The organism is Edaphobacter paludis (assembly GCF_039993895.1).
Taxonomy (GTDB): domain Bacteria; phylum Acidobacteriota; class Terriglobia; order Terriglobales; family Acidobacteriaceae; genus Edaphobacter; species Edaphobacter paludis.
The window spans coordinates 3,768,789-3,785,548 of the sequence record NZ_CP121194.1 but is presented as its reverse complement, the minus strand read 5'-3'; the positions used below and the strand labels follow the sequence as shown (position 1 = coordinate 3,785,548).

Annotated in this window: 19 protein-coding genes and 1 other RNA gene; 3 read left to right on the top strand and 17 right to left on the bottom strand. The window is 58.1% G+C overall.

The genetic code is table 11. The features are described from left to right. The first annotated feature begins 21 nt into the window (after positions 1-21). Positions 22-1,062 (top strand): adenosine deaminase, encoded by a 1,041-nt coding sequence (gene add, locus P4G45_RS15780; protein ID WP_348267433.1) that lies wholly within the window; start codon positions 22-24, stop codon positions 1,060-1,062. 3 nt (positions 1,063-1,065) lie between these two features. Here add and P4G45_RS15775 read toward each other — a convergent pair whose 3' ends face one another. The 11 genes from P4G45_RS15775 to P4G45_RS15725 form a co-directional block, all read right to left on the bottom strand. After that, positions 1,066-1,662, bottom strand: coding sequence for a hypothetical protein (locus P4G45_RS15775; protein WP_348267432.1), 597 nt, complete (start codon positions 1,660-1,662; stop codon positions 1,066-1,068). A gap of 121 nt (positions 1,663-1,783) precedes the next feature. Then, positions 1,784-2,458, bottom strand: coding sequence for an O-methyltransferase (locus P4G45_RS15770; RefSeq protein WP_348267431.1), 675 nt, complete (start codon positions 2,456-2,458; stop codon positions 1,784-1,786). A 24-nt stretch (positions 2,459-2,482) separates the two neighbouring features. Continuing rightward, entirely contained in the window at positions 2,483-3,559 is a 1,077-nt protein-coding gene (locus tag P4G45_RS15765; protein WP_348267430.1) for a VWA domain-containing protein, read from the bottom strand. Between the two features lie 5 nt (positions 3,560-3,564). Further along, positions 3,565-4,674: an RluA family pseudouridine synthase gene (locus P4G45_RS15760; RefSeq protein WP_348267429.1), complete on the bottom strand. Its 1,110-nt coding sequence runs from the start codon at positions 4,672-4,674 to the stop codon at positions 3,565-3,567. Continuing rightward, positions 4,664-5,410 carry a prolipoprotein diacylglyceryl transferase family protein gene (locus P4G45_RS15755; protein ID WP_348267428.1) on the bottom strand — a complete coding sequence of 249 codons (747 nt, stop codon included), beginning with the start codon at positions 5,408-5,410 and terminating at the stop codon, positions 4,664-4,666. Before P4G45_RS15755 ends, P4G45_RS15760 begins: the two co-directional genes overlap by 11 nt. A 42-nt stretch (positions 5,411-5,452) precedes the next feature. Continuing rightward, positions 5,453-5,641: non-coding RNA, 6S RNA (ssrS, locus tag P4G45_RS15750), on the bottom strand. Positions 5,642-5,722: 81 nt separating this feature from the next. Next, positions 5,723-6,358 (bottom strand): FMN-binding negative transcriptional regulator, encoded by a 636-nt coding sequence (locus P4G45_RS15745; protein WP_348267427.1) that lies wholly within the window; start codon positions 6,356-6,358, stop codon positions 5,723-5,725. A 36-nt stretch (positions 6,359-6,394) separates the two neighbouring features. Further along, positions 6,395-6,757: a cell division protein ZapA gene (locus P4G45_RS15740; RefSeq protein ID WP_348267426.1), complete on the bottom strand. Its 363-nt coding sequence runs from the start codon at positions 6,755-6,757 to the stop codon at positions 6,395-6,397. 21 nt (positions 6,758-6,778) lie between these two features. Further along, positions 6,779-7,036 (bottom strand): hypothetical protein, encoded by a 258-nt coding sequence (locus P4G45_RS15735; RefSeq protein WP_348267425.1) that lies wholly within the window; start codon positions 7,034-7,036, stop codon positions 6,779-6,781. A 246-nt stretch (positions 7,037-7,282) separates the two neighbouring features. Beyond that, complete coding sequence (locus tag P4G45_RS15730; RefSeq protein ID WP_348267424.1) at positions 7,283-7,543, bottom strand: carboxypeptidase-like regulatory domain-containing protein; 261 nt, start codon at positions 7,541-7,543, stop codon at positions 7,283-7,285. A 162-nt stretch (positions 7,544-7,705) separates the two neighbouring features. Next, positions 7,706-7,906, bottom strand: coding sequence for a hypothetical protein (locus P4G45_RS15725; RefSeq protein ID WP_348267423.1), 201 nt, complete (start codon positions 7,904-7,906; stop codon positions 7,706-7,708). A gap of 249 nt (positions 7,907-8,155) precedes the next feature. Between P4G45_RS15725 and P4G45_RS15720 the strand changes: the two genes are divergently transcribed. Further along, positions 8,156-8,983: a rhomboid family intramembrane serine protease gene (locus P4G45_RS15720; protein ID WP_348267422.1), complete on the top strand. Its 828-nt coding sequence runs from the start codon at positions 8,156-8,158 to the stop codon at positions 8,981-8,983. 62 nt (positions 8,984-9,045) lie between these two features. On the opposite strand, the gene aspS is transcribed toward P4G45_RS15720, so the two are convergent. From aspS to P4G45_RS15690, 6 genes are all read right to left on the bottom strand, one after another. Then, positions 9,046-10,830, bottom strand: a complete 1,785-nt coding sequence (aspS, locus tag P4G45_RS15715; protein ID WP_373694208.1) for an aspartate--tRNA ligase — start codon at positions 10,828-10,830, stop codon at positions 9,046-9,048. Positions 10,831-10,948: 118 nt separating this feature from the next. Next, positions 10,949-12,241, bottom strand: a complete 1,293-nt coding sequence (hisS, locus tag P4G45_RS15710; RefSeq protein WP_348267421.1) for a histidine--tRNA ligase — start codon at positions 12,239-12,241, stop codon at positions 10,949-10,951. A gap of 152 nt (positions 12,242-12,393) precedes the next feature. Further along, complete coding sequence (locus tag P4G45_RS15705; protein WP_348267420.1) at positions 12,394-13,581, bottom strand: beta-propeller fold lactonase family protein; 1,188 nt, start codon at positions 13,579-13,581, stop codon at positions 12,394-12,396. A 100-nt stretch (positions 13,582-13,681) separates the two neighbouring features. Next, entirely contained in the window at positions 13,682-14,194 is a 513-nt protein-coding gene (locus P4G45_RS15700) for a gamma carbonic anhydrase family protein (RefSeq protein WP_348267419.1), read from the bottom strand. Positions 14,195-14,211: 17 nt separating this feature from the next. Continuing rightward, complete coding sequence (locus P4G45_RS15695; RefSeq protein WP_348267418.1) at positions 14,212-15,003, bottom strand: SGNH/GDSL hydrolase family protein; 792 nt, start codon at positions 15,001-15,003, stop codon at positions 14,212-14,214. A 44-nt stretch (positions 15,004-15,047) separates the two neighbouring features. Next, positions 15,048-15,803 (bottom strand): GDSL-type esterase/lipase family protein, encoded by a 756-nt coding sequence (locus tag P4G45_RS15690; RefSeq protein ID WP_348267417.1) that lies wholly within the window; start codon positions 15,801-15,803, stop codon positions 15,048-15,050. 110 nt (positions 15,804-15,913) lie between these two features. On the opposite strand from P4G45_RS15690, the gene P4G45_RS15685 reads away from it, so the two are divergent. Next, on the top strand, positions 15,914-16,756 hold the full coding sequence (locus tag P4G45_RS15685; protein WP_348267416.1) for a sugar phosphate isomerase/epimerase family protein: 843 nt from the start codon (positions 15,914-15,916) through the stop codon (positions 16,754-16,756). Positions 16,757-16,760: the final 4 nt, after the last annotated feature.

The window sequence follows — 16,760 nt, the reverse complement described above, 5'->3', positions numbered from 1 at the left end:
TCACTCGAATAGACTGGTGAGATGGCGAAACGAAGCACAAAGCGCGACCCTGAGATCGATGTAGTCGACTGGCTGCGCAAACTCCCCAAGGCTGAACTGCACCTCCACCTTGAAGGCACCATCCTGCCCCAGACGCTGGTCGAGCTGAGCCGCCGCCATGATGCCGAGCCTCTTACCCTCGAATCCGCCAGCGAGTTGTACAAGTACGAAAACTTCCTCGGCTTCCTCATGTCCTTCAAAGCCGTCACCGAGCGTCTGCGCGGGCCGGAAGACTACGAGCTCATCACCTACAACATGATCCGCGAGCTGGCTGCGCAGGGAGTCGTTCACGCCGAAGTCTACATCTCCTTCGGCATCATCTATTACTGGAAGAAGACCGAGGTCGAGCCCTACGTTGAAGCCATCGAGCGCGGTCGCCTTCGCGGTGAGCAGGAGTTCGGCACTACCGTCCTCTGGATCATCGACGCAGTACGCCACTTCGGGACGGATGAGGCCGCGAAGGTCTTTCGCAAGGCGGCGGAGTTACAGCCAAAGTATCCCAGCATCGTCGGCATCGGCATCGGCGGTGACGAGGCCCGCGGCGACGCCAGCCTCTTCCGCGAACTTTATGCAGAGGCGAAGCAGGCCGGGCTGCGCCTGACCGCCCACGCCGGAGAATCGGTGGGCCCCGAGAGCATCTGGTCGGCGATCAATATCGGCGCCGAACGCGTGGGGCACGCGCTCTCAGCCCAGGACGACCCGGAGTTGATTGGAGTCCTCGCGCAAAAACAGATTCCGCTCGAGATCAACGTCACCAGCAATATCCGCACCGGTTGTTGCGCGGACTTCGACGAGCATCCGCTGCGTCACTACTTCGATTCCGGCCTGATGGTCACGCTCAACTCCGACGACCCACCGATGTTCGGCAGCAACCTGCTCGAAGAATACATTCTCGCCCAGGAACGATACGGCTTCACGCTGGAGCAGATGCGCGAACTCGCAGCCAACTCCGTCGAAGCAAGCTTTCTGCCTCCCGAGCGAAAGCTCGCACTCCTGCGGCTGGTAGAGCAATACGGCTGGTAGAAGTTACCTGCCGTCTGGAGAAGGCACCATCACCGCATTGGGATCGACCTTGGGAATGCCGAAGTGCCCGCTGAGGTGTACCAGATCGAGAGGGCGAAGCTCGCACGTGATCTGGATGACGCTCATATCGCGCGGAGAGCGTGTAAGCACCACAACGCCGCTGATGTTCGGACCAGAATTATGCAGCCAGAGGTCGGTAATGACACCGCGAGGCTGTGCCGAAGACTGCGGTGACTGATTGGCATTGACCAGATGCTTCCACCCGGCCGCATGATAGCTGGCAATGATGGCACTCATAGCCTCGGGCGTGTAGAAGGCCGGCTCGGAGTAATGGTAGTTGTCCACCGAGATGCCCGTAAGCGCCGCCGCGGCCCGCTCTGGACTCATTCCGCCCGACTCCAGCAGCGACTGCGCAACCTGCATCATGGTGCGGTCAAAGCTGAAGGCGGTATGGCTCGCAGGCTGATCAGCGAGCGCAGTCCAGGCGTCTTGAATTCCCGCTGGTTGCTGAGCGTTTGCCGCTGAACTACATAGCACTAAGGGGCACACCGCGAGGATGACCAGAGAAGAGAGTAACGTGAAGCTTCGACGCAGATTCATGGGATGTCTCCCTTCTCTCATTAGACACGAACACGACTGGAGAGTTACCCCGGATTTTAAGATTCTGCCAGGCGCAGCCAGTAAATTTTAATAACGAACCGAGAGGAGATGAACGCCGTTTTCAGGCAACTACAACTGCCATAACAAACCCGTCATAGCCTTTGCTCCCAACCGTTTGCAGCGCAGTCGCTTGCAGGCGAGGTTCAGCTTTCAGCGCGTCGAAGAGTCCCCGCGCACCCTGCACCTGCGGACTTGCGCTCGACGCGTCGATAACCTCTCCGTCGCGTATGACGTTGTCCACAAGAATGAGCGTTCCCTTACGGGAGAGCTTCAACGCCCATGCCAGATATTTCGGGATATTCTGCTTGTCCGCATCAATGAAGATGAGGTCGAACGGCCCCTTCCCCTCTTCCTCAAGCCGGGGCAATGTATCCAACGCCGCACCGAGCCGTACGGTAACAAGATGATCCAGCCCAGCCCGGGCAATGTTCCCGCGAGCTACTTCGGCGTGCTTCGCATCCGCTTCGAGAGTTATCAGATGACCGTCGTCAGGAAGCGCTCTCGCCAGCCATGTAGTGCTGTACCCGCCCAGCGTGCCTATCTCAAGAATGTTGCGTGCCCCTGCAACGCGAGCCAGCAGGTGCAGCATCTTGCCCTGGTTGGGCGCAACATCAATCGCAGGCAATCCAGCGGCTGCATTCGCTTCCTGTGCTTCATCAAGAACCGGATCGGCCGGGATCAGTTGATCGGTAATGTACCGGTCAACCTTCTTCCACAACTCTGCGCCTTCAGCCATAGCGTCCATCTCCTTGCTGGTAATTTACTGCGGCGGCTTCGGGGCGAAGTAGCCCTTCTGCGCACGGACGTGATATCGCGGATCGAGTGCCTGAAGGTAGATCGTTCGGAAGGCTCCGTCCTGCTTGAAGTCTGCCGGGCGATATACCAGCGAATATTGGCTACGCAGTTCCTGCTCGATATTGCGGAAGCCGATCGCTACATCTTCGATCTTTGTGGGATAAAAGGCCTGGCCGCCGGTCGCCTCCGAGATTGCCTTCAGAACATCGTCACCCTTGTCGCGGCTGGGGCTGACATTCGTACTGATCGCATAAACGATTGTGTTGGCGCGCTGGCACATCTTGATGGCGTCGCTCTCCTGCGCCCGGCTGTAGTTATCGTCGCCGTCGGAGACAAGAATCAAAGCGCGTCGTACTGAACCCGGTTCGGGAAGACTCAGCATCTGGTCGCGGCAGGTCTTGTACAGCGCGTCATAGAGCGCTGTACCTCCGCCCGGGCGCAGCTTGCGAATTCCCTGGTTCAGTTGATCGACGTTGTTTGTAAAACCCTGGGATACATCCGTCGCAATATCAAAGCCCTCAACAAACGCCCTGTCGTTGAGATGCAGCACCTGCAATAGAAACTCGATAGCCGAGTCCTGCTCGAACTGAAAACGCTGGCGAATGGAGCTGCTGGTATCCAGCATGATGCCGACGCGAAGCGGCAGATTGGTCTGCTGCGTAAAGCCGAGCACCGCCTCCGGAGGCCGTCCATCATCGAGCAGGCCGAAGTTCTGGCGCTGGAGCCCGGTAATAAAGCGGCCCTTCTTGTCGGTGACAGTAAAGATCAGGTTGACTTCGTTGACCTGGACCTGGATGGTCGTAATCGGCTCGTTCTGTGACCCAGGCTGGCCCTGGGGCGCTGCGGGGGAAGCCGTCGGCTGCTGCACCGTGGGAGATGGCTGTGGGGGCGGGGGAGCAGCGGTTGCCGAGCCCGCTGCCTGGGTCTGCGCATATACAGGCGCAGCGGCAAACGCGATCGAGAGGAGCGCAACGGGGAGCAGTAAAGCAGAGGTCAACAGCCCGGGCTTACCATGGATACGGTTAATTGCAGTCACAAGCATTGATTCTACTCAACTCCGCCAAAACCCGCCCGGATTGTCCCAATAAATGCTTCGAGGTCGGCTGGGAGAGGGGCATCAATCTCCATTGCCTTTTTGGTTTGAGGATGGGTAAAGGCCAAATGCGCCGCGTGGAGAAAATTCCGCTCCAGCGACAGGCCCGTCTCCGCATCGCCAATGCGGTGGGGCGCGCCGTACAGGTGATCCCCGACCACAGGGTGCCCCAGCGACTGCATATGGACGCGAATCTGGTGCGTCCGTCCGGTTTCGATACGAACCTCGACCAGCGTAAACAGGCCATGGTCTGACTTGATGCGCTCCAAAACCTTTACATGCGAGACCGCCGACCGTCCATCCGCCCGGCGCGTCGTCATCCGTATGCGGCGTACCAGATCGCGGGCTATCGGCAGGTTGACGGTCGTCTCGTCCTTGGCAACATTGCCATGGACCAGCGCAACGTAGGTCTTGGCAATCTCGCGCTGCGAGAACATCTCTCCCAGCTTGCGATGAGTGCTGTCATCCTTGGCCACCACGATAATCCCGCTGGTCTGCTTGTCCAGACGATGCACGATGCCGGGCCGAAGCTCGCCTCCTACGTCAGACAGCTTTGCAAAGTGAAAGAGCAGGGCATTCACCAGCGTTCCGCGATTGCGCGCATCTTCACTCGCGCCCGAACCGGCGTGAACCATCATCCCGGCCGGTTTATTGATGACCGCCAGATATTGATCTTCATACAAAACATCCAGTGGAATGTCTTCAGGAATCGCATGCAGCGGCGGCGGATGCGGAGCCCCTTCAATCTCAAGAGCTTCGCCTCCATGCAGCTTGTGCTTCGGCTTGGCGGTCTGTCCGTCCACACGCACCTGGCCGTTTTCAATCAGCATCTGCACCCGCGCGCGGCTGATGTCGGGTATCGCCTGCGCCAGATATTGATCGAGCCGTAAGCCGGCTGCTGCAACGTCGGCTGTAAAGGTGCGAACGCCATCTTCCGTTTCGTCTTCAATATCAAGCACGGGAACAGGCAGCGGGACAGGTTCTTCGACGCCTCGCGTGGCTCGATATTCCGCCATGACAGAGTGGCGACGCTGGCCCTTGGGCAACATATTTTTAGACGGCATGGGACACCAGCTTTCGTGGTTGCAGCCAGATCACTCCAGCCACAACGATCATTCCTATGGCAACCCATTGAATCGGATCGAGAACATTGCCGAACACTTCCATCGATGGGTCAGGCTGACGAAGAAAAGTCAGCAGATACTGCGCAATTCCAACCGCAGCGAGGCCAAAAACCGCAACATCGCCGCGACGTCTGTAGTGGCGCAACTGGCGCAATAGAGCAGCCGTAATCAAAAGGGCCACAATCACAGCATACAGAGCCACGGGATGCAGGCGAATGCCGCCGGCACTCATCGCGACTCCCCAGGGCAGCGTTGTCGGCAGCCCGGGATCGCTGCCCTCGGCAAAGTGCCCCAGCGCAAGAAACGCCCAGACCAGCATTGCGCAGGGGGCCCACGCATCCAGCGTCGTGAGAAACGGAAGCCGCCGTACCCGCAGATAAAGCACTGTGACAACCCCAGTCAGCAGAAGCCCCAGCGGCGTAAGCGAGGGCACTGCCAGCAAAAGAATGGGATAAGTCAAAAAAGCGTGCAGGTACATCACGACCAGTAACAACCGCGAAAGCACAAACGCCGAGAGCAACAAAAATAATCCAGCGTTCCAAAGCCGGTCCGGGTTAAGTCCGGCGATGGTTGCCGTTCGCAGACTAAGAGCCAGAGCCGCCATCAGTCCCAATGCGGCGAGGACGCCGAAGGTAGGCAGAGTAATGTGACCGAAGTGGAAGAGGATGGGATGCACGTTCTGAATTCAGGCAAAGAAGATTGCCGACGACAAAAAGAAGACCGACCCGCGGGGCCGTGCGTCGAAGCGCTGGTGAACCCGTCCTAAGACGGCGGGACCCTGCCGTGGCTCTTTAGGCATTCCGGACTGGCGGACGTTGCACACCGAGCCATGTATACGAGTCAAGACCCCTGTTCAATGAATGTTGGTTCAACCAGCGTTGATCGCGCACCTGCTTAGCAGGCCGGTTTCTTAGGTTGGATGCTAAACGGCAAAGCCTAGATTAGCAAGTTGACAGCACGGCATACGATAGGAGTGCAGCAGATCGAGTCACTTCTGCCCCGAAGCCACAAGCGCTTTCATCGCAAGGCTTGCAGGAGTATTGAGACGCTCTAGCCCCTCAACGATCCCGACGCGGTCGCGCTCCGATCTGTTCTGGCTGGCCTTCCATTTGCCCTCGATGCGTTCGATGGGCAGCTCCAGCCCGACGATTCCATTCAGCAGCGATTCAACATAATCAGCAGGCGCATCGCTGACCTGCCATGGAGCAGGCAATGTAGATTCGTGAATCGTAGTCAGCGCGTTGAGATGCTCGATGAGCCACGCTGGGTCTTCAATCACCTTCAGGGGCCCGTAGACATGGACAACGGCATAGTTCCACGTGGGCACAACCTTGCCGGTCTCTTCCTTCTCCGCGTACCACGATGGAGTAATGTAATGCTCCGGTCCGGAGAAGATCGCCAAAGCCTCGACCGCAGGCAGAAAGTCGCGCCATTGCTTGTTTGCCCGCGAGAGATGTCCCTTCAACAATCCTCGCGTCGCCGATTTGCGTTCGAGAACCATCGGCAGATGAGAAGCCAACAGCCCAGACGGGCCCATCGTGACCAGCGATGCCAACGGATGCGATTCGATCAGATCGTGTAGGACTTCGAGCCGGGTTTCTTCATTAGCCTTGGGGATATACACGCGGGCTCCTCTTTTGCTGAGGCGAGGGGTGGGAAACTAGCCGGCCTTGCGCTCTTCCAGAACCTCGTCCAACAGTCCCGCCAGCGATCCCGCGCGCGAGCGCATCGAGACCTGTGACTGCGACAGGCTTCCGGCAAGCATGTCCTGCCGCTGTCGTGAGGTGCACAGCTCATCGGCGATGTTCAGCGCCGCCAGCACCGCCACGCGCAAACTGTCGACCGTGCCGCCATGCGCCGAGACGGCGCGCATCTTGGCATCGACCATATGCGCCAGCCGCTCGATATAGGCCGCGTCCGTGCCGCGCAGATTGTAGATCTGGTCATAGATCTCGACCCCGATCGACTCGGAGACGATGGATGGGGCTTCGACTTGCTCCGGAACTTCGACTGTCTGGTCCATCGTTCCTCCTTAGGCGGATTTTTAAAGAAGCTCGTCCATCTGCTCCAGCATCTTTTCGACACGCTGGCGCACCGCGTCCCGTTCCTTGCTTAGCGTGCTGAGCTGCGCTTCAACGGCAATCTGGGCAGTGAGCTGGCTTTCGAGCTGTTCATTAAGAGAGGCGACCTGGGCCTCCGCTGCAGCGCGTGCTTCACGCTCACGCTTGACGATCTCGACGGCACGAAGGACTTTTTGTTCAAGTGCCTGAAACTCATCGACGCTGATGGTGGATGTACTCATATGTTTGAAGTATAGACGGCACGGACGTGGATTTTGCTGGGGAAAACCTGTGTGGAACCTATGTGGATGCCTGGCCCTGTGCTTATAGAGACTTGAGCAGCGGTCACAGGAAACGTAATCTCCGACAAAGAGGCCACGCGCTTCTGGCTAAGAGTCAGGGAGACACGGAGATCGTGTGGAGCAGGCCCTTAAGCCGTGCTCCACATTCATCGAAGACGAATGGGAAAAGCGCCGTCGTTAGCCTGTTCAGTCCACTTTCAGATTGAAGTGAAAGGCATTTCTGCTCTCGAAGGAGCTGATGTTTTTGGTTTTACTCTTCTTTCCATTGCTCTCGGCCCACAGTTCGTAATCTGTATTTTGCGAGAGCTGGCCGAAGCGATACTCGCCCTGAGCGTCTGTAATCTTGCTCATGACCGAGAGCGTGTGGTCATCCTTCAGATAGACCACGGCGCCCTTCAGGGGAGCATCCGACTTATCGACGACCTTTCCGTCAATCGTGCGTTGCACAGGCCCGCGATTCTGCGCGAACACAGATAGTTGCGGCAGAACCAGACAGCACGACACAGCCACGCAAGCAGATAGCGCCAACTTACCGGCAAAGGAACGGAGCGAGAAATGAGTACGCTTCATAAGCTTCAGTATACGGCTTACTCCTTGACAGGATTGCCGTTACTCATCTTCCTCGTCGACGATGGGCGTGGCGTCTTCATCGTCGTAGCCGGTGACATCGACGGGGGCAAGCTCCAAGGGGTCCACCGACACAATCTCAAGATCGAGGCCGCACTCGTCGCATTGCAGCGTCTCGCCTTCTTCTACCTCATCGGTATCGATGACAATCGGGTTATCGCATTCGGGACATACAACAGCCATGATCGGAACCTCCAGGGGTTTGGGTCCGCTGCCCGCCTATAGGATGATAGGAACGGTGTTCGCGAACGCATCAATCTATCTATTTAGCGGGCATCCGGCACGTTCGTCAAGCATCCGTTTTTGACCTCGTTCCGGTTTGTCCATTTGACCGCCAATCGCAAAACTTTAAAGTGAGAGATGACTCGTACAGCCGTTTAGACGATGGAAACGCTCCGCCGGTATTCGTGATGAAATAGAGACAGATACACCATGCCCCGCACCGGCCCCATTTCGTTAGCGCTACCCCCCTTCGCAGGCGCAACCCGCCGCCTCATCTTTGCCAACCTCGCAGTATTTTTCGGCTTCGCGATATTCGGATGGGCAGCGCCGCGCCCTGTCAGCATCCTGCTCGGGCATCTGGCTCTTGTTCCTGCTGCCTTGTTTCGCGGCGAGATCTGGCAGTTGCTCACCTACGGATTCCTCCCGATGGGCATTCTGGGCACGCTCTTTGCCATGCTCACACTCTGGTTTATCGGCGCATATCTTGAGGACATGCGCGGCTCGCGCTGGCTGATGGAGCTTTATCTCTTCTCCACTTGCGCGGGCGCTCTGCTGGCATCGCTGCTTACCCTCGTGCACCTCTTCGGACTGCGGCCGGATCTCATCACGCTCGGTGCCTGGGCGCCCATCTTCGCGGTGATGGTCGCCTTCTCCGTCATCGCCGGTGAACAGGAGATCCTGTTCTTCTTTTTTGTCCGCATGAAGGCCAAGTACCTGGTCTGGATTTACATCATCCTCTGCATCGCCATCCTGCTCAAAGGCGACGACCGCTTCGGCGCGCTCACCGAGCTCTCAGGCGCGCTGATGGGCTATGTCTATACAAAGTTCGCGCCGCGCAGCGGAATGGCTCTTGGCTTGAGTGAACGCTACTTTGGCGTAAGAAACGGCTACTACCGCTGGAAGCGGCGTCGCGCTGCAAAGAAGTTCGAGGTCTACATGCGCAAGCAGAACCGCGAAGTCCACTTCGACAAAGACGGCCGCTACATCGACCCCGACGAACTCCGCAAAAATCCCAAGGACAAGCGCTGGATGAATTAATTCCAGCAACAGAAAGAGGCCACCCGCGATGGAGTGGCCTCTCTTTATTTAAGCCATGCTTGCTAGGTGCGCGTGACCGTTCGTAGATGCAGTTCACGCATCTGCTGGTCGCTCACCGGAGTCGGCGCATCGACCATCAGGTCAATCGCCTTTGCCGTCTTCGGGAAGGCGATCACCTCGCGCAGACTGCTTGCTCCGGCCAGAATCATGACGATACGATCAAGTCCCAGCGCGATGCCACCGTGCGGAGGCGTGCCGTACTCCAGCGCGTCCAGGAAGAAGCCGAACCGTTCTTTGGCTTCTGCATCTGACATTCCCAGCGAGCGGAAGATCTCCGCCTGAACGTCCTGCCGATGAATACGAATCGAGCCTGAGCCAAGCTCCGTCCCGTTCAGAACGATGTCGTAAGCCAACGCTCGTACCGCGCCCTTGTCATTGGTCAGCCGCCCAGCCTTGATGTCCTCTTCATGGGGAGAGGTGAACGGATGGTGCGCCGCGTTCCACACCTTCGCCTCTTCGTCCCACTCGTACATGGGAAAGTCCGTGACCCACGCAAATTTGAAATCAGCCTCGGTGCCAGTCTTCACGAAGCGGCCATGCTTGTCGGCGAACTTCTGCGCCAGTTGCAGACGCAGCGCGCCAACGCGCTTATAGATCCACTGCGGATCATGGTTCCACTTCGCTGGTGTTCCCAACTTCGGCGTCACCACGACGAGCAGATCATCGGGCGCAGCAGCCAACTTCGCCTCAATCGCCGCTGCCAGCGGAGCGAAAGTCGCATTTGTCTTTAGCCGGACGACATCCAGCAGGTCGAGCCCGCTGTCGCCAAAGCCGCCACGAACCTCTTCGAGCAAGCCCTTGCGTGCGGTTCCGCTCAACGTGCCAACACCGGGAATCACAAACCCGAGCACCGGCAATACCTGCTCAATCTTCAACGTCTCGCGCAGCTCCGGCGTAAGCTCCTCGCTCACCGAGACCATCGCCGGGAGCCGCATGTCCGGCTTATCGATGCCGTAGTTCTTGATCGCCTCGTCATACGTCATCTGCACAAACGGAGTCGTCAGCGCAATGCCAGCAGCCTTGAACGCCGCAGTCAGAAATCCTTCGACCACATGAAAGATCGTCGCCTGCTGCGGAAATGTCATCTCCAGGTCGATCTGCGTGAACTCTGGCTGACGGTCAGCGCGCAAATCCTCATCGCGGAAGCAACGAGCGATCTGAAAATATTTATCGAAGCCCGAGATCATCAGAATCTGCTTGAATATCTGCGGCGACTGCGGCAGCGCATAGAAGCTGCCCGCATGAACGCGACTCGGAACGAGATAATCGCGCGCACCCTCCGGAGTAGAGCGCGTCATGAACGGCGTCTCGATCTCCAGAAATCCCTCTTCAACAAGATAGTTGCGAATCGCCATCGCCACCTTGCTGCGCAGCTCGAAGTTGTGCTGCATCTCCGTCCGCCGCAGGTCGAGATAGCGATACTTCAGCCGCACCTCTTCATTCGCAATCGCATCTTCCGCCGGAGAGAACGGTGGCGTCTTCGCCTCGTTCAGCAGCAGCAGCTCATGTGCGACGACCTCGATCCCCCCCGTCGCCATATTCGGATTCTCAAGCCCTGCCTCGCGCCGCCGCACTCTGCCCTTCACTGCGACAACGTACTCCGAACGCGCCGCCTCCGCCTTGGCATGGGCGTTGCCCGAGATCTCTTTGTCCAGAACCACCTGCGTGATGCCGGTGCGATCGCGCACGTCGAGAAAGATAAGGTTGCCGTGGTCCCGCCGACGGTTCACCCATCCCATCAAAACAACATCCTGGCCATCCTGCTCTACGCGAAGCTCTCCGCACATCTGCGTGCGCTGCAAATTCCCTAGAAAATCAAGCACTGTAATTCCCTTACTAGTGATATCGGCGGCGTAATACGGCTCGCCGGATTTTGTTATCTGCTCATTGAAAATCTGCCGCAACTCACCGGCGCAAAGCCTCAGCCAACTCGGCTCGCGGAACTTTGGTCTGCTCGCCAGCCGCAAAGTCCTTCACTGTCAGAATACCGGACGCAAGCTCGTCCTCGCCGAGAATGACCATTCGCCGCGCCAGTTTGTCTGCCGCCTCGAACGACTTCTTCAGGCGAAACGTTCCATCGCCCACCTCGGCCGACAGCCCCGCACGCCGCAACTCCTGTGCCAGTCGCAGCGCCTCAGCATTGCGCTCCACGCCCATGGGCGCGATAAACACATCGAGCTTCTGGGCCGCAGCCTCTTCCGCCTGCGCCTGCAGCGTCAGAATCAGCCTGTCTTCGCCAATGGCAAACCCGATCCCCGGAGCCTTAGGGCCGCCCAGCATCTCGCTCAGGCCGTCATAACGCCCACCGCCGAGCAGGGCATTCTGCGTGCCCAGGCCGCTGCCATCTGGCACCGTGAACTCAAAGGTCGTCCGCGTGTAATAGTCCAGCCCGCGCACCAGCCTCGGCTCCACGACATATGCCACACCGCAGGCATCGAGCGCCGCCTTCACCTGCGCGAAGTGCTCCCGCGAAGCCTCGTCGAGATAATCCGCGATCTTCGGCAGTCCGTTGATAATCTCCTGATCGTTCGGGTCCTTCGAGTCCAGCACTCGCAGCGGATTCGTCTCCGCCCGCCGCTGATTGTCCTCGCAAAGCAAATGCTTCACCGGAGCCAGCGCCTCACGCAACGCCGCAACATACCTCGGCCTGTCCGTCGCGGACCCCACAGAATTCAAAGCCAGCCGCCAGCCCGTGACGCCTAATTCATTCAGAAAGGTAGCCAGCATCTCCAGCACCTCGGCATCGCGCAGCGCGCTATCGGAGCCTGACCACGCTGGCCCCAATACCTCCGCGCCGATCTGCCAGAACTGCCGGTACCGTCCCCGCTGCGGACGCTCCCGCCGAAACTGCGGTCCTATATAGAAGAGCTTCTGCAACATCCCGGTATCGGCCATCTTATGCTCGATATACGCCCGAACCACACCGGCCGTATTTTCAGGCCGCAACGTCAGGCTCTGCCCCTTATCGCTGTCGGCGCGTCCCCGGTCTTCCCACGTGTACATCTCTTTCGAGACGATGTCCGTCTCCTCGCCCACGCCCCGCGCAAATAATTCCGTCGCCTCAAATATCGGCGTCCGAATCTCGCCGAATCCATAGCGAGCGAAGACCGCTCGCGCCGTAGCCTCCACCCGGTTCCACAACGCCGTCTCCGGCGGCAACAGATCCCGTGTCCCGCGCACTGCTTTCAAAATTGCCATTGTGCTTCAAGTGTAGCGAATCCGACACTTCCACGGGATTAGCAGCTATTGGGGGGTAGTGGGCAGTTTACGAATTGCCGACAACCGGAAGTACCCATTGATCTTAAGTCTGCTAAGAAAATGGTTTCAGGGTCGGAATAGGTGGTGCCCTATTACTGACTCGTCACCGTGATGCCCAAAGGTGTAATTCCAGCCGCGACTGTCGCGTCGGGAAGGGGAGTCAGTGCACCTGTACTCCCGATAGAGAACTCGTGGACCACGTTATACACACCGCTTGGACAATTGCTGCACCCTTGTGGCACATAGACAAAGCTGCCGGACGGATCAACCGCAATCTGCTGGCCGTATATGTCGGGGTGAATAGTCCCCACAGGAACAAATGTGCCATCGGTGATGGAGTAAGACACCAAATAGTTGTTGTCCTCGATGGTGTATGCAGAGTTTCCAGTCGGCGAGACCGCGATGGTATATGCCCCTGCCTGTTTTGCCGTGGGCGATGACTTCGCCAATTTTAGCGTTCCGGAAGTTGGGTTGATTTCATACGTCAAGATCGAGTTGGAGCCAGCTGCATAGAGATAACTCCCAGCTGGATCAAGGGCAATACCGCCACCGTAACCGGACGGTACGGTTTGTATCAAAATAAGAGCGCCAGAATTGCCGTCGATACTAAAGGTATAGAGGTTGAAAAGATCCTGGAGGTAGAGAAATTTTCCCGTCGAATCTGTAGTGATGCCCGTACACTGGTTGACGACCGTAGAACTGGTGAAAAATGGTGCGCCTACTACGTCCGTCAATACTCCTGTTGAGCTAAGGTTGTAGGCAAAAACCTGATTGCCGCTCTCACTTGGAAATGCAACATTCTGCCCTGCACGGTAAAGATAAACGTGGGTTCCGGAAGGATCGGTGGTTACCTTACCCGGCTGAATTTTTGTCACATATGGCGATGGGCTGATTTCACTAAGCGCCCCCGTCGTGGCATCGATCGCGAATACATGCAACAAAAATGCCGAATTATCGGCAACAATCAAAAATCGATTCTGGGGGTCGTGAGTGACGATGGTGGGATTCAGACCAAGCGCAACCGGAAAACCACTCAGAGAAGTTAGCGATCCAGTAGATAGATTTACTGCGTAGCCGGAAAGACTCTTCCCCTGGTTGCCTGTGTAGACAAACTTTGGCTTCGCCGTGGCGGTCGGTGACGATGTCGCTGGAGGTGTAGGTAGAGTTGTGGGTGGAAGTACGGGCGCGGAAATGTTCGTTGTTCCGTTCGAACAGCCAAAGAGGCAGCCCAGCAGACAAATGGCGGCAGTAGAAGCAAGACAGCGTTGCAAGGTGTTCATAAAAGTTCAATTTGCAACGACTATACCATCGGGATAAGTCTATTCACCGGAAAATTGCGATTACTCCCGAATTACGGCAAACCGGAAACTGACCCATGACCTATTTTTCGTTCAAATAAATAGCCGTGTAGTCCAGATAGTTCTGCGCATACTTCAGAATCATCTTGCGGTCCTCATCCCCCAGCGTCCGCCGAATCTTCCCCGGCACGCCAGCCACCAGCGAGTTTGGCGGAATCACCATCTGCTCCGGAATTACCGCTCCAGCAGCAATGATGCTACCTTCACCGATACGGGCATTATTGAGAATCACCGCCCCGATCCCCACCAGCACTGCATCCTCGATCACGCACCCATGCACCGTCGCATTGTGCCCAATCGTCACCATCTCGCCCACAATGACTGGATACAGATTCCGCATCCCGTGCAGCACGGCGCAGTCCTGCACGTTGCTCTTCGCGCCGATGCGGATGGAGTTGACATCTCCCCGAACCACCGCGTTCATCCATATGCTCGCCTGTTCGCCCAGCACGACGTCGCCGATTACCTGCGCCGAAGCATCGACGTAGCAGGTAACCGGCACCACTGGCGTAATTCCTTGGTAACTCCGAATCATGCAGCGATTTTACGCCGTCACTTGCCCCCAAGCGTCTGATCGATCGCCGCCTGCGCCAGCGGAGCCATGATCGCGTAGCCCTTCTCATTCGGGTGCACCCCATCAAAGCTGGTTCCCGGCTTCATGCCGCCCTCGGCATCCGTCAGCCCAGAGTAGTAGTCCAGATAGGTGTACCCGTGCTGGGTGCAGTAGTCCTTCAGCCACGCATTTAGAGCGCGAATCTTGGGAGCAGGCTCCAGCCCCCGCTTCCACGGATAGTCAAACGCAGGCGTAATCGAAGCCAGGATCACCTTGATCCCATTCGCATGGGCCAGGTCCGCCATCGAGCGAAAGTTGTCCTCGGTCATCTCCGGTGTCATCGGTCCGGTATTCCCGGCAACATCGTTCGTTCCCGCCAGGATCAACACCGCTGCCGGATGCAGATCGATCACATCCTGACGAAATCGCACCACCATCTGCGGAGTCGTCTGGCCGCTAATGCCGCGATTGACATAGGGCTTGCCCGGAAAGAACGTTCCAGTCTCCGGCCGTCGTCCCCAGCCATCCGTAATCGAGTCGCCATAGAACACCACGCGCTGCTCGCCCGGCGCCACCGGCGGGAGCGCGGCATTCTCAGCGCTGTAGCGCGCAAGCTGTGGCCAGTCATTCAGCTTCGCCTGCATGCTGGCGATCTCTTTCGCCGTCGCCGTATCAACTGCCGGAGCAGGCACCGCAGTTGCCGTCGAAGCCGGGGCGGGCGCCTGGCCATAACTTCCTGCCGTGACAAACGGCACACACGCAAACAAAAGTACACGGGCAAACATCTTCATTCGGTCTCTCTCCATAATCGTAAATTTACGTTCTAATCAAATCTCTACTTTTCGCCAAGCGCCTGATCGATGCCCGCCTGCACCAACGGAGCCATCGCCGCATAACCCTGCTTATTTGGATGAACGCCATCCACCGTTAGGTCTGCCTTCATGCCACCCTCCGCATTCGCCAGCGCCGGATAGAAGTCCACATAGATCAGCGAGTGGCTGGCGCAATATTCCTTCAGCCACGCATTCCGCGCCTGAATCGTCGCCGCCGGATGCAGCCCGCGATGCCAGGGAAAGTCGGTCGAAGGGGTAATCGACGTAAAGATCACGCGAATCCCATTTGCCTTTCCCAGCTCCGCCATCGACCGCCAGTTGTCCTCCGACATCTCCGCCGTCATCGGCCCGGTATTCCCAGCAATATCGTTCGTTCCCTCCAGAATCACGACCGCTGCCGGATGCAGGTCGATCACATCCTGCCGAAACCGCACCACCATCTGCTCCGAAGTCTGCCCGCCGATGCCCCGGTTGATATAAGGCTTGCCGGGAAAAAATGGCGCCCCGCGCGTTGCCCAGTACTCAGCCACCGACGCCCCAAAGAAGACCACCCGCTGCTCTCCCGCAGCCACTGGAAGCAGCGCCGCATTCGCCGCGCGATAGTGCTCTAACTGAGGCCAGTCCGCGAGTTTCGCCCGCATCGCGGCAATCTGTTGCTGTGTCGCCGTATCCGTCGCCGGAGCCACTACCTGTGCCCGGCCAGCCAAAGCCATCAAGGGCAAACAAGCAAGCAAAACACCACGCGCAAACATTTTCATTCCGTCTCGCTACTCCTTCTCAATCGCCCACCGATTCTAGCCGATACTCGCCGCCGCGAACCTCTCTCGCTACATCCCTCCGGCATCACACTGCTATAACTTAGGAACTGATGCAACCCGGAATTTCTACTCACGTCTTTCTCCAGCAGCGCCTGCACGCCGGCCTGCTCGATGCCATGCACCAGGGCGGCGCTCAGGCCATCGAAATCTTCGCCGTTCGCCACCACTTCGACTACGCCGACCGCTCCATCGTCCGCGACATCGCCGCCTGGTTCCGCTCGAACGACGTCGCCGCCACGCTCCACCAGCCCCTCTACGCCGATGCCGAGTGGAGCCGCCACGTCGCCCCCACCCTCAATCTCATCGATCCCGAAAAGTCACGCCGCATCGATGCCATGGACGAGGTCAAGCGCGCCATCGAGTCCGCCGAGCAGGTTCCCTTTCACGCCATCACCCTCCACCTCGGCCTCAAAGACGAGCCATGGAACACCCGCGCCCTCGAAAACTCACTCACCGCCATCGAGCACCTCAAGGCCTTCGCCCAACCCCTCGGCGTCAAAATCCTCCTCGAAAACCTGCAGAACGACGTCACCACTCCCGAACATCTGCTCGAAATCCTCCGCGTAGGCCACTTCGACAACGTAGGCATCACCCTCGACGTAGGCCACGCACACCTAAGCGACGGCGGCATCGACACAGCCTTCGAACTACTCAAGGCCCGCATCGCCGAACTTCACCTCCACGACAATCAGGGCACGAAGGACGACCACCTCTGGCCTGGCTCCGGCAAGATCGACTGGAAAAACGTAGCCAAACACATCGCCGCGCTGCCGCCAACCACACGCGGCATCCTCGAAATCGCCCACGACGTCGAAGAAACCGCCGAAAGCGTAACCAGGAAAGCCGCTGAATCGTGGCGCATTTTTAGAGAAAATGGCGCACTAGTAGACTGAAAGC